Consider the following 13,178-nt stretch of genomic DNA (forward strand, 5'->3'; position numbering starts at 1 on the left):
TGTATGGTTAGCAGTCAACGGACGGCAGTCGTCACTGGTGCAGGTCGTGGTATCGGACGTGCCATTGCATTAAGATTAGCTCAAGATGGATTGAATGTGGTCATTAACGACGTCAATCTGGATACGGCTGAATCGGTCGTGAATGAGATAAGGGAACTTGGACGTGAAAGCTTTGCCGTTAAAGCGGATGTAAGCAATAGACGGGAAGTATTCGAAATGGTGAATCAAGTTGTGGAACGTTTTGGACAACTGGATGTTATGGTTTCAAATGCAGGAATTGCTCAAATAAAGCCTCTATTGGAAGTAACTCAAGAAGATCTTGAACAGATTTTCAATATAAATGTAAATGGTGTCCTCTTTTGCCTGCAAGCCGCGGCAGAACAAATGAAAAAGCAAGAAGGCGGGAAAATCATAAGTGCTGCCAGCATAGCCAGTTATAAAGGTTTTAGCTTACTTGGTACATACTCGGCCACAAAATTTGCCGTTAGGGGCATTACACAAGCGGCAGCACAGGAATTGGCCCAGTTCGGCATTACGGTGAATGCATACTGTCCAGGAATCGTCGGCACGCAAATGTGGGATTTAATCGATGAAAAAATGGGTCCATATATGAATCTTGCTAAAGGGGAAACATTTAAAAAGTTCACAGATTCCATAACCTTGGGGCGCTCCGAAACCCCAGAAGATGTGGCGAAATTCGTCTCTTACCTTGCTTCACCGGATTCGGATTATATGACAGGTCAATCCATCATGATTGATGGAGGAGTTATTTTCTCATAAACTTTATTGTTTAAATGGAGAAGCATCATGTGAATGATCACATGATGCTTTTTTTGCAAACTCAATCTAAATATTGTAAGCGAATACATAATCTACTATAATTAAAAAGACCTCGATTAACATCCTATTTTATTACTCCATGGTATTTTTCCTCTAGATTGACTGGTCAAATGAAGGTTCAAACCAAATGATTAGAGGAGGATTATATGCTATCCACCAGTTGTTATCTACGTACATGGGAACGCTTTGTCAGTGAAGGGGTTCTCGATTCAAATCGTCTGAACAAGCGAATAATGGAATCCTGGTATCGCTGCAAAAAAGATCAAGTCAACCCATACCTTAATAAAGGCAAACACATTTTGACGGATGAATTATTGGACATTCAAAGAGAAAAAAACTCCTTCCTATTAGAAGTGGCATCACCCCAATTATTCAGGATGAATCAATCGATAAAAGAATCTGGAATGATGGCTTTATTGGTCGATCCGGATGGATATGTCCTTTCACTTTCCGGAAACGAGAAAATCCTCGATGAGGCAGGAAAAATAAATTTTGTGGAGGGTGTATGCTGGACGGAGGGTGAGGTCGGAACGAACGCAATTGGAACAGCTTTGAAAACGGGTGAAGCCGTAATGATCCAAGGTACCGAACACTATTCGATTGCCTCGCACAAATGGAGTTGCTCTGCAATGCCCATATTAAATGAGGACGGTAAGATATTGGGAGTTTTGGATATATCATGTCCAGTAGAATATTTTCATCCCTCCATGCTGGGGATGGTAGCCAATTTGGCGTATACAATCGAACAGGAAATGGGAATGCGTTCCTATAAAAAGGAGCTGGCACTGACCCAGCACTCGATAGAACTTGCAGAAACCTATCCAGATTTGCCTTTTATCGTATGTAATCATAAACAAATGATAATCTCCGCCAGTAAACAGGTTCGCAAAAAAATTCCTCAATCCATCGGTATGGCGTTGGCCGATCTGTTAAATCATGGATATCGAATCGTAAAGGAAAATCCGCTTCTATCCAAAGAGGATAATAGGGTTTCCGGTAAGTGTTTATTCTTATCAGAGAATCATGGTCGTGAAACCAATAGGCTTTTTCCTGCTTCAATGCCTTCAGAAAGATTTGTCTTCGAAGGGGAAAGAGGGATTAGTGAATCCTTTCATAACACATTACGTAAAGTGAAGCTTGTTGCACCGACAGAAGCGAATGTGTATATATCCGGTGAAACGGGTGTCGGGAAAGAGCTTATTGCCAAGGCTATTCATGATAATGGCATCCGCAAAAAAGGACCGTTCGTCACGATAAATTGCGGAGCCATACCTAAGGATTTAATGGAAAGTGAACTATTCGGGTATGTTGATGGCGCTTTTACAGGGGCTAAACGGCAAGGGCACAAAGGGAAGTTCGAGCAGGCAAATGGAGGGACCATTTTTCTCGATGAACTCGGTGAAATCCCTTCAGCGATGCAGGTTGCCTTACTGCGTGTTCTTCAAGAAAGAAAAATCGTTCCGATCGGCGGCACAAAAAGCATATCATTGGATATTCGCATTATCACTGCAACACACCGTAATCTTGAAGAGCTTGTCAATGAAGGGTCCTTTCGTAAGGATTTATACTATCGGCTGAACGTTTACCCCATTCATGTACCTCCCTTAAGGGAAAGGATTGAAGATATTCCTTATCTAGTCAACTACCTGTGTTCGAAGAATAGTTGGAATATTCCATTAACTAAAGAATTATTGAACCGTTTAAAGGAGTACAATTGGCCAGGCAATATTAGAGAACTGCAGAATGTACTTCAGCGATTGACCATCTTACTAGCAGAAGGACCTCTTGATTATGTTAAAGTGTTGAATACCATGCATTCCCAGCCCGTTACACGGCATGATGATTTCCCTGCATGGGAAGAACCGGGTAAAAATGGCATCAAGGGAAATGAACTGACGATCCGTGAAAAAATTCAACGGGATCTAATGATAGAGGCATTACAAAAATCAAGAGGAAATGTCACTGCTGCAGCAAAGCTGATGGATATTCCAAGAAGTACATTTTACAAGCGGCTCCATAAGTATGGTATATAGACATGCGTGTGTACATTATGTAAGAAAAGCAGACTTATAGAAATCCTTGAAAAATGAAAGGGGTATGGCAAATGAAAACGAGAATGACTGAATTATTGGGGATTGAATATCCGATTATTTGCGGCGGGATGTTTCAAGTTGGCCGGGCCCCGCTCGCAGCCGCTGTTTCAGAAGCCGGGGGACTTGGTATCATCACTTCGAAAACACAGGTGACACCAGAGGGTCTCCGTGATGAAATACGGAAAGTGAAAACTTTGACCAAGAAACCCTTTGCTGTCAACCTGAACCTGTTTCCAAGTCAAACGGCAACCCCGAATGATGAGTTCATCGATATTTTAATTGAGGAAGATGTGAAAATTGTTGAAACGAGTGGCCGAAGCCCAGAAAGTTTAATGCCCAGACTTAAAGAACACGGCTTTACCGTTTTACATAAGGTAGCGAACGTCAAAAACGCTGTGTCTGCAGAGAAATTAGGAGTCGATGCGATTATTATTGTCGGGAATGAAACAGGCGGACATCCAGGCATGGGGGATGTAGGAACGCTTGTCATGCTCCCTAGAGCCGTTGACTCTGTAAATATACCAGTAATAGCTGGAGGGGGATTTTCGGATGGGAGGGGCCTTATCAGCGCCTTATCACTCGGTGCTGAAGGTATCGTCATGGGGACTCGCTTTATGGCAACGCAAGAAGCACCGATTCATGAAAACGTGAAGCAGTGGATGGTATCGGCCAATGAAACGGATACGGTCGTCATCCAACGGAATATAGGCAGTCCTTCGCGTGTAGCATTAAATGCCGTCAGTAAAGAAGTGGACAAACTTGAAAATGAAGGTGCCACTATAGAGGAATTGATTCCGCTAATTACGGGACAAAGAAGCAAGAAAGTATACTTTGAAGGAAATTTAGACGGAGGCATCTGGTCATGCGGTCAATCCGTAGGACTCATAAAAGAAATATTGACCGTCAATGAACTGATCAAACAAATCGTCCGAGAAGCAAAAAACTCGTTCGAATTCATCCAAAGCCGTATCGAATCCATTCGAACATAAATAACCTAACTGGAACATGCGATCAATAGTGATTTCGTGTTCCTTTTTTATCTATTAGAAATAAAGTTCCATAATGCATGACCGTTATTTATAACAGAAGACTGATTTATAACTCTAACGCGAAAGGCCAATTCAATAGAAAAAAGCTACATAGCCCATCAATTACTTGCTAATTAACTTTCAGTGACTTCTTAATAAAGACTTTCACATGTAAAAAAACAAAGAAAAAGGTAATTAACATTTCGTGAGTGTTTACATAACATTATTATTCTGCTTTATCAAACAAAGCTTGAGATCTTAAAACCATTCTATTTTATCTGGCATTTTTGATTCCTGAAACTTTTAAATCTTTTTATATAAAATGTAAAAATCGACTTTTACGATTTTATTTCACTCATGATATAAAAAACTGATTGCTGAAAGTAGGTGTGGCTCTATACAAATTTAATTTGAAGGTTTGCCTTATAATCCTTGGCAGCTTCCTATTGATTCACTGCTTGTTTCCACATATGAAAGCGGTCAATGCTTGTTATTTTACATCAAAACTCGATGGCGGTTTGAGCATCATTAAGTTTAAAACAATTTTTAAAGGTTATTCATGCTAAAGGCTGCTATGAGGTTAATTATGAAAGCTTATATTGTAATTATGTGGCTAAATGGAGGAGCTATCATCAATTTCAGGTAGAAAGCGGAACTTGCATGATAAAAAACCTTTTGAATTATCATTGAGGTAAATTATATTTATATAACTTTTCATGAGTGTTAACCCGTGATTTTTCTCATTTGGCCCTTTAATTTATATATAAGAATAATAAAAATGATAAATAATGTAAATAAAACAGGGATATTTAGATTACTACAGGTTATTAGATAACTATTCTTTGAATAGGTCTTAAGGAAAGTAAAGGAAAGGGGAAGTAACTGAACCAATTCAGCATTTTTAGGTACAGGGAATTCATTTAAATCTTCTGTAGTAGTGTATAAAGAAATAGAAATTGAGTAATAAATGATTGCCCCTCCTATTAAAAAAGCAGCTAGGGTAAGTGCACAACTAATCTTTTTCTTCATAAATGAACAAGGGAATAGATATGAATGGTCAAGGGCTTCTGAAGAAGACGGCATTCCTTATGGATATGCAATGGCCCTTAAAGCGAATGGATGGAAAAACTGAGGGCGTTTCCGTTTTATACATGAAGGGAAATAATAAAATAGATTTGATTACCACAACCAAGCAACTGGAAATCCTTAGAGTGAAATGACTAAGGATGATAAATACTAATTGAATAATCCGATCTATAGCATAAAATGATTGAAAACGAAATATGTTAACAATTAGCAGATAAATTAAAATTCAATATAATATTAATCAAGGAAATTTTAATGACCGTAACTAATGTGAAATTAGCTTAAATCCAAGAAATCTTATTGCGAATTTAGACCGAATTTTTAATTGAAGATCAATCATTTTAATTGGAACAATTGTTATTAAGTTTTAAAGTATAAGTTAACAATGACTTAAAAAAATTATAGATAAATAATGGCAATGAAATTAAATATAAAAAATCCGTATCCCGTCTCACTAAGTTAAGTATTCTTAAGATATGAGACAAAATAAACATTAAAAATACAACTTCCTATAATATATATTATGTAAACTAGAAAAAATGTTTAATAAAAATGGATTCTTTCCTTTAATGTCTACCGCCCCTCATCTATTAAAACATTTTTAACAACGACTACCCCTGATATATAGACATCCATACGGAAAATCATTTTTACGAATGTTTTAGCTTCTCTCTATTTTCCTTTTACGATTAATTCTAAATTCCTGTCAAGACTTTCTTTTTAAAATTATTATCTAATTGATAAATATCCTTGTTGAACCGTTTATTATTTGATTCATTTCCTTATTCCCGAAATAATTCACAAATCTTTACAAATATCCAATTCATGAATCTAAACTTTTCAAATATACCCCCAGTGTGATTCAAATTGGAAGACTTGAAAGTTTAGGCTTCACGGTTACATTGGCAGAACCGGAGGCTTCTTAATTCAGTTAACCAATCCGATTCCATATATAAGACGCTCTCCCCTTTTACAAATGAACTGCGTCTTCTTCAGTATTGCTTTTTTCCCCAGAAGTTAATTTTCATGGTATTTCAACAAGCACATTTATAGGTTTTTTTATGTTCAGTATATACATAACGTTGATAAATCGATATTCCAGCTTCTTCTTTAACATAACTTGCCCAAACGATATTCAGCTATCATTCTTAATTGTACGCATTCAATATAACCCATTCAATATAACTTTAAATAGATCCTTATTTTTTTTAAAAAAACTTAAAAATCCAACCCTTTTTTTTATATCGGCATATATAGTGTAGAAAGGGAGTGATTAACTAGGCCGATCACGATAATAATTGTTGCAAAGAATCACACTGCGGAAAACAGGACCTCAAGAACCAGGAGGTGCTCTGGCTTAATCATTGTACAAATCCGTCTGGAAATTTTGTCATAAGATTTTGATTTCCGAGGATTCAGTTTAAATACAATCCCGAATCCGGAAACAAATGAGATCACTGTCTCTCTAAGTGGTGTCTATGAAATAAGTGCCGACCTTGTTGTTGTTACTAATGAACTTGAAACTTCATTATTCACGATTAACTGAAGTTTCATAGGGCCCATTCCAGGTTCCTCTTTCGGAATCGTAACAGGATTGACATGTCAAACTGGAGAACCTTCATGGTTTAACACTATAGGTAAGACCGTCCAAGTGGAATTAAATGCAGGAGAAAAAGTGTTTGTGTTTATTCAAAATGTGAGTGGAAGTGTTTCTTATAGAACTCTGTCACTTACTGTAAAACGTATAGGACCCCTTGTATCCTCTGCTAAAGAGGAAATAGAAACTATTAAAGTAAAAAAAGAAACGGAAAAAACAGAAAAAAAGCTTCATTGCTCGACTTTTCGGAAAGTGAACAATGAGAAAAAGGGTGAGTAAAATAGATAAGCCAATTCAAGGTCGTAGATTTGTTGACACGACTTATAAGTGTAAAAAAGATGATTTCTTTAATAAAAACGATGATTTCGTCAATAAAAAAGATCATAAAAAATGTAAGGATTGTGAACAAGGTCCTCGAGGACCTCAAGGACCTGCAGGACCTCAAGGATTTCAAGGACTTCCAGGACCTCCAGGACCTCAGGGAGAAACTGGACCCCCAGGACCAGGGGGTGCATTGGCTTATGGATCATTGTACGATCCGACTGGAAATTTTGTCACAGTGTCTACGGTAAGTCCTCCTGCTCTGGGGCAGAAGGTTGTTTTTACAACTACTGGGCCGTTATTAGGAACAGCTCCTTTACCTCCTGGTCCTGGTCCTTATACTGATATTGAAGTTCTGACTGCTGGGGTTTATGAGATTAGCATGGATTTAACAGCTAGATTGATTAATGCTTCTAACTTGACGTTTAATACCGAGGTGCAGTTCAGGTTATTCATCAATGACACAACCCCGGTTCTTGAAAGTACTTTTGAATCCTTTAATCGTATTTCAGGCGGTCCAGGCGGTCAACCATCACAAGTTGAAACTAGAAACACGATAGGAAGAACAATCCAACTTCAATTATCCGCAAACGATAGGCTAAGTATTAGAGTTATTACTGCATCTGCCAATGTAACATATAGGTATCCCTCATTAGTAGTCACAAAAATCGCCAACTAGCTGCCAAAGTCAGTAAATAGGAGCAAAAAGAGCCCTAACCTAAATGTTGTGGGCTTTTTCCTTTTATAACTTTCAGATGCTTAATGACCGTGGTGGTTTTGTTTACACAGGTAAATTAAGCGAAGTCTCATTCCTTCTTGAAATAACATGCCCCGTTTGTTCAATAAGCAACTTCTTCATATTATGTTTAAATATTGCCTTGAACTGTTATCTCTGCGATCAAGGAATGTACTTAAAGTAACCGTGAAGTTCATTGTAATAATGCAGTTACGCAACAGCGCGCATTTGATTGAACCACTTATATAAACATAATCAATTCATCTCTCAACATGAAAGAATCCTCCAACAGATTGCTGGAGGATTCTTAAGATTATTATTTAAACTTATCCGGAAACTGCTTTATAACTCCGGCAGAGATAGTATCTGCCATTAGGATTATATGTGTGACCCCTTCGTCAATTGCAACGATTCTTGCGTTCCAATCTTTTGCTAAGCTTGCAGTTAAATCATTTGTCACAAATTTCAGATGCATATACAGCAAATTTTTTAGATCCTCATTTTTTAAATATGGGTTGGCACCGCTAAGGAAAGCTGCTATTTCATCAGCATTTCTATACCATTCTTTGTTTAGCTGTTTCACCAAGGCATCATTTCCGCTTTTAGCCGCATCTACAATCTTTCCCGCAATTACAATATGCTCCTTAAGCAGATCGGTAAGTTTGTTCCCAGCTTTCTCTCCGTATACTGGCTTTACAGCATTACCAATATCCTCCTGATTCTTTAGAAGTCTAGCCAGTACCTGTGTTTGATCCTCCGCTCCAGCGGTGGTTGCACTTGTTATATAATTACTTGTCCATAATACATGATCAATCCAAAGTCTCCTGAATTCATTTTCGAAGTTTACCTCAGATTGGCTAATACGTTGTTCCTGTGGCTTAGCGTATGCGCTAGTTGTTCCGGCCACCATGTTTAGAGGAAATAATAAAATAAATCCCATCAACAATAATTTTTTCATAAAACCATCTCCTTCCAAAGTTAAAAAGTTCCTTTTTATTATTGATATATGCGAATTTTATATGCATAAAATTGCTTGTACTTACCATGTTTATATTAAATTGGAATTAGATGGACTCACATCGTCCAATGTAAGCTGTTTTGTATAAAATCAGGTCATCAATCATGATTAATACACAGTTACAACTACGTCGCATTGGTGCTTGAAATATGATGAATTGATGTTTAAATTACTTGAAAATTCAGGAATGAGACGAAAAGAATTAGTGAATTTAATATGGGAGCAAGTTAATAGAGAAAGTAGAAAATAAGAACGCCTCCTCCCCCTTCATCACATTGTCTTACCATAACTATTAAGCATTCTTTTAGCGAGCAAAAATTAAATGTTTTTAATATATCAGCAGGACTTATGCTCCAGCATGTGTGCAGTGCTCCAAGCAATGAAAATTAAATATCAATTTGCAAGTTGCAATCAGAAAGTCTCCCATTTCCCTTAGTCAAAAGGCTTGATTACAGGGGTTTCTTCTGTAAGGGCCAGATTAACAAGAACATAGGCATTCAAATGATTACTATCTGTATAGTGAAGCTACTACTACAAACAGTCCACCTTCCTGAACGATTAGCTGTTCATTAATTAAGTCTTAGAGTATCTTGTAATTGGAATCAGAAAGAGAAAAATAAATTTTTCTTTGGTGTACATAATATAGGGAATAACCAATGATAGTAAAAGTGTTATGAAAAGGGTGAACAAATGGAAAGAAATAACGCGATTGACTTTATTAAATTTTTTGCCATATTATCTGTTGTAGTCATTCATGTATTCCCTAGGGATAGCCAAATTGGTCTATTTATTCTCGATAACCTCTCAAGGTTTGCGGTGCCATTCTTCTTTACTGCATCTGGTTATTTGTTCGGTCAAAAGATGATCCATAAAAGGGATTCCTTTGATTATTTTAAAAGGTATATTATAAAAATCTTGAAACTGTATTTGTGCTGGCTCTTCTTTTATATGATGTATGATGTTCTAATTCTTTATAAAGATGCTGCCGATGTACCAAAGGAATTTGCGCAATACATTAATCATTTTTCTTTTCTTGACCTTATATATTACGGAACTGGGACTAGCGGATACCAATTGTGGTTTTTAACCGCATTAATTTGGAGTGTTATCATTCTATTCGGTTTTTTTAAGTTAAAAAAAGCAAGGCTTCTTTTACCCATTAGCTTAATATTCAACTTGTTAGGTCTTTTCGGACAATCGTATTCGGTGTTCTATGATCTTCCTCTGAGTTCACGGGATGCTTTATTCATTGGTCTTTTTTATACAACTTTGGGATTCTTCTTTGCGGTTGATAAATTCTTTAAAAAGTCGGGAGCAATAACAGCCAAAACCAATTTATCTTTAATTTTTATCTTCTTTACTATCCAAGTGGTAGAAGGATACTTATTAGAAAAGATATTATCGGGAAGTCATGGGGAATATTTTATTTCTACTATCTTTTTAACTGCATTTCTTTTTTTATTTGCATTAAATAATAAAACATTGGGGAAGGATTTGTTCATTACTAAAGTAGGAGGAAGAGCCCTGGGTATATACATTGTTCATGTAGTCTTCATCGATATTTTTGATTTAATTATATCGGCACTAAGAATGGATCATATATCTGACAATCTTTTCTTAAAACTATTTGAGACACTCCTTATAATTACGATGTCGTACATTTCTTATGACCTACTTCAATATTTCAAAAGGCGCTTAAGCGAATTGGTAAAAATCAGTTAGTGGAAGGTTAAAACCCTTACTTAGTGCTGGGATTTATAGATAAAAAAAACCCCTGCTGGGAGCATGGGATTTTTTTTTCAATTACAAATAATTAAAGCTTGGTCTCCACCGGATGAACTCTCGGTTCCTCTATACTGTCGCCAGCATGTTTTTTTGACCAGTAAGTCGCGAGAATTGGTCCCGATATGTTGTGCCATGCAGCAGCCAGGACGCTTGGAAGTGCTGCCAGCGGGCCGAAATGTGCAGTAGCAAGCGCAACACCTAACCCAGAGTTCTGCATGCCCACTTCAATCGAAATCGCTCTTCTATTCACTTCATCAAGTCCAAGCACTTTTGCTGCTAAGTAACCAAAAAGTAGCCCAAATCCGTTATGAAGCATCACTGCAGTAAAAATAAGGAACCCGGAAGCAGCAATGCTAGCTGCGTTGCCTGAGACTACTGCGCTTACAATAGTAATGATGGCTGCTACCGAAATAAGCGGTAAAACGGTCAAGCTTTTTTCAACTGCTACTGGGAAAAACCGCTTAATGGCCAATCCTAAAACAATCGGAAGAAGGATGACTTGTACAATGGACTTAAACATATCAAAAAAATCAACAGGCATCCATTGTCCTGCCAGCAAAAGCAGAAGCAGCGGTGTCATGATAGGAGCCAGTAAAGTTGAAACCGAAGTCATAGCTATCGATAAAGGTACATTCCCTTTTGCAAGATATACCATCACGTTAGAGGCTGTGCCGCCTGGTACACAACCAAGCAATACCAGACCTGCAGCTAATTCGGCTGGCAAATTCATGAGTTTAGCAAGAAGGAATGCTACAGATGGCATAATGATAAACTGGGCGCAAACTCCAATTATCACGGGCAGTGGTTTAGTAATGATGATTTTAAAATCAACTGCCTTCAAAGTGAGCCCCATTCCAAACATGACAACGCCAAGCAATATTGTAATGAATCCCCCCAATCCCAAAAATGGCTCAGGAAATATAAAAGCAATGACGGATATTAAGATAACCCAAACAGCAAAATATTTTCCGGCTACTGCGCTTAATGCTTCTAATACTTTCATTCCATCACACTCTTTCTAGCATTAATATTTTATTGGGATTTAATAAATTATTTGGATCAAGGGCTAATTTGATTTTTTCCATCACAAACAGTGAGTTCCCATGTTCTTTTTCCTGATATTTTTGTTTACCGACCCCAACACCATGTTCGCCAGTACATGTTCCCTTACGTTCTAGGGCATACAGGACAATTTGTTCATTTAGCTGTTCAGCTCTTTTAATCTCTTCTTGATTATTGTTATCAATCATTAAAAGTACGTGATAGTTCCCGTCGCCTACATGGCCGACGATCCCACCGGTAAGGCCAAGGAAATCAATAGCTTCCCTTGCGTGATGAATGGCACCGGACAGCTCTGAAATCGGAAGGCAGACATCAGTCACCATTAGTTTTTTCCCAGGATTGCCATGAATATAAGCATAGGCAAGATTATGGCGAGCTTCCCATAGGCGGTTCCTGGCAGCATTATCTGTTTCAAATTCAATATCGAAACAATTATGTTCAGCTACTATTTCCTTAGTGAACCCTATGTCTTGCTTCAACCCGGCTTCATTGCCATGAAACTCCAAAAATAGTGTAGGCGCTTCGTTATAGCTTGTATCACTATAAAGGTTAACCTGCTTCATCGAGGGTTCATCGACAAGTTCCACCCTTGCTATTGGAACACCTGACTGCAAAATGGATACAACAGCTTCCACCGCATGGGTCAATGTCGGAAATGATGCTCTTGCCGCCATAACGTGCTCAGGAATTCCGAAAACTCTTAACGTCAATTCCGTAAAGCAGCCAAGCGTTCCCTCTGATCCAACAAAAAGGCCGTTTAGATGGTAGCCTGATGACGATTTAGCGGCCAAATTGCCAGTATGTATAATCGAACCATCTGCAAGTACCACTTCAAGATCACGGACTTGATCACGCATCACACCATATTTAACTGATGTCGTTCCACTGGCATTTGTTGCCGCCATTCCGCCAAGAGTAGCATCAGCTCCCGGGTCAACGGAAAAAAACATACCGTATTTTTTCAATTCTTTGTTTAGTTGCGAACGCGTTACGCCAGGCTGAACTTTTACGAGAAAATCGTTTTCACGCACTTCCAGGATTTTATTCATTAGTGAAAAATCAATTGTTATGCCATGGTTGTATGGTATGACATGTCCCTCGAGGCTTGATCCCAACCCAAAAGGAACCATCGGGATTTTGTACTTATTTGCCAATTTCACAACTTCACTGACTTGCTGTGCTGTTTCCGGAAATACAACAATATCAGGAAGACTTACAGCATGATAGGATTCATCTCTGGCATGTAATTCTCTTACTGTCTGGTTTTCCGTTACTTGGCTTTCCGAAAGGATTTGCTTTAAATCGTTGATTAAATTTACACTAGCCGCTTCCATTCTATTCTCCTTCTTTCTGCTATAGCATCCGTTCATATCAAAAACTTTGGTCGTACCTATACCAATATTTAGTTTCTTCTTCTATTCTTCAACTGAGTATCAAGAGATGGTTTTCCCCTCCTTAAATAGCTTTATATGATATCGCTTCTATTTATCGGATAATTGGTCTAACCAATTTTCATTATACTAAATTTTTTGACTTTTTCAACAATTATTCAATTTATACTTTTCTCCATAAAAAAAATGCTTTATTCTCAATGTTTATAGTTAATTTTCCA

At 37.7% G+C, this 13,178-nt stretch carries 10 protein-coding genes; 7 read left to right on the forward strand and 3 right to left on the reverse strand.

Translation table 11 applies throughout. From position 1 onward, the window contains the following. Window positions 1-3 precede the first annotated feature (3 nt). From NYE65_RS24955 to NYE65_RS24980, 6 genes are all read left to right on the forward strand, one after another. Complete coding sequence (locus NYE65_RS24955; RefSeq protein WP_034311940.1) at window positions 4-780, forward strand: acetoin reductase; 777 nt, start codon at window positions 4-6, stop codon at window positions 778-780. Between the two features lie 206 nt (window positions 781-986). Then, on the forward strand, window positions 987-2,873 hold the full coding sequence (locus NYE65_RS24960; protein WP_340861977.1) for a sigma-54-dependent Fis family transcriptional regulator: 1,887 nt from the start codon (window positions 987-989) through the stop codon (window positions 2,871-2,873). A gap of 71 nt (window positions 2,874-2,944) precedes the next feature. Further along, complete coding sequence (locus NYE65_RS24965; protein WP_340861978.1) at window positions 2,945-3,922, forward strand: NAD(P)H-dependent flavin oxidoreductase; 978 nt, start codon at window positions 2,945-2,947, stop codon at window positions 3,920-3,922. Window positions 3,923-5,010: 1,088 nt separating this feature from the next. Beyond that, the gene (locus NYE65_RS24970) at window positions 5,011-5,181 is read left to right on the forward strand and encodes a hypothetical protein (protein ID WP_340861979.1); all 171 of its coding nucleotides are present in this window, start codon (window positions 5,011-5,013) and stop codon (window positions 5,179-5,181) included. 1,517 nt (window positions 5,182-6,698) lie between these two features. After that, a complete protein-coding gene (locus tag NYE65_RS24975; protein ID WP_340861980.1) occupies window positions 6,699-6,923 on the forward strand; it encodes a hypothetical protein in 225 nt (74 codons plus the stop codon). Further along, the gene (locus NYE65_RS24980; RefSeq protein ID WP_340861981.1) at window positions 6,904-7,644 is read left to right on the forward strand and encodes an exosporium leader peptide; all 741 of its coding nucleotides are present in this window, start codon (window positions 6,904-6,906) and stop codon (window positions 7,642-7,644) included. The genes NYE65_RS24975 and NYE65_RS24980 overlap by 20 nt, the downstream gene beginning before the upstream one ends. Before the next feature lie 373 nt (window positions 7,645-8,017). Here NYE65_RS24980 and NYE65_RS24985 read toward each other — a convergent pair whose 3' ends face one another. After that, entirely contained in the window at window positions 8,018-8,659 is a 642-nt protein-coding gene (locus tag NYE65_RS24985; RefSeq protein WP_328131529.1) for a glycosyltransferase, read from the reverse strand. A gap of 750 nt (window positions 8,660-9,409) precedes the next feature. On the opposite strand from NYE65_RS24985, the gene NYE65_RS24990 reads away from it, so the two are divergent. After that, complete coding sequence (locus NYE65_RS24990) at window positions 9,410-10,441, forward strand: acyltransferase (protein ID WP_340861982.1); 1,032 nt, start codon at window positions 9,410-9,412, stop codon at window positions 10,439-10,441. Between the two features lie 91 nt (window positions 10,442-10,532). Here the strand turns inward: NYE65_RS24990 and NYE65_RS24995 are convergent, their stop codons facing one another. Continuing rightward, window positions 10,533-11,507: a bile acid:sodium symporter family protein gene (locus tag NYE65_RS24995; RefSeq protein ID WP_328109433.1), complete on the reverse strand. Its 975-nt coding sequence runs from the start codon at window positions 11,505-11,507 to the stop codon at window positions 10,533-10,535. 4 nt (window positions 11,508-11,511) lie between these two features. Continuing rightward, complete coding sequence (locus NYE65_RS25000) at window positions 11,512-12,900, reverse strand: FAD-binding oxidoreductase (RefSeq protein WP_340861983.1); 1,389 nt, start codon at window positions 12,898-12,900, stop codon at window positions 11,512-11,514. Between the last annotated feature and the right edge of the window lie 278 nt (window positions 12,901-13,178).

Origin of the sequence: Peribacillus sp. FSL R5-0717, assembly GCF_038002945.1 — a bacterium.
GTDB lineage: Bacteria > Bacillota > Bacilli > Bacillales > DSM-1321 > Peribacillus > Peribacillus frigoritolerans.

Bases quoted from the DNA above. Each gene is read 5' to 3' on its own strand.
- NYE65_RS24980 (WP_340861981.1), top strand. From the start codon at position 6,904: ATGAGAAAAAGGGTGAGTAAAATAGATAAGCCAATTCAAGGTCGTAGA.
- NYE65_RS24960 (WP_340861977.1), top strand. From the start codon at position 987: ATGCTATCCACCAGTTGTTATCTACGTACATGGGAACGCTTTGTCAGT.
- NYE65_RS24995 (WP_328109433.1), bottom strand. From the start codon at position 11,507: ATGAAAGTATTAGAAGCATTAAGCGCAGTAGCCGGAAAATATTTTGCT.
- NYE65_RS25000 (WP_340861983.1), bottom strand. From the start codon at position 12,900: ATGGAAGCGGCTAGTGTAAATTTAATCAACGATTTAAAGCAAATCCTT.
- NYE65_RS24965 (WP_340861978.1), top strand. From the start codon at position 2,945: ATGAAAACGAGAATGACTGAATTATTGGGGATTGAATATCCGATTATT.
- NYE65_RS24955 (WP_034311940.1), top strand. From the start codon at position 4: ATGGTTAGCAGTCAACGGACGGCAGTCGTCACTGGTGCAGGTCGTGGT.
- NYE65_RS24970 (WP_340861979.1), top strand. From the start codon at position 5,011: ATGAATGGTCAAGGGCTTCTGAAGAAGACGGCATTCCTTATGGATATG.
- NYE65_RS24985 (WP_328131529.1), bottom strand. From the start codon at position 8,659: ATGAAAAAATTATTGTTGATGGGATTTATTTTATTATTTCCTCTAAAC.
- NYE65_RS24990 (WP_340861982.1), top strand. From the start codon at position 9,410: ATGGAAAGAAATAACGCGATTGACTTTATTAAATTTTTTGCCATATTA.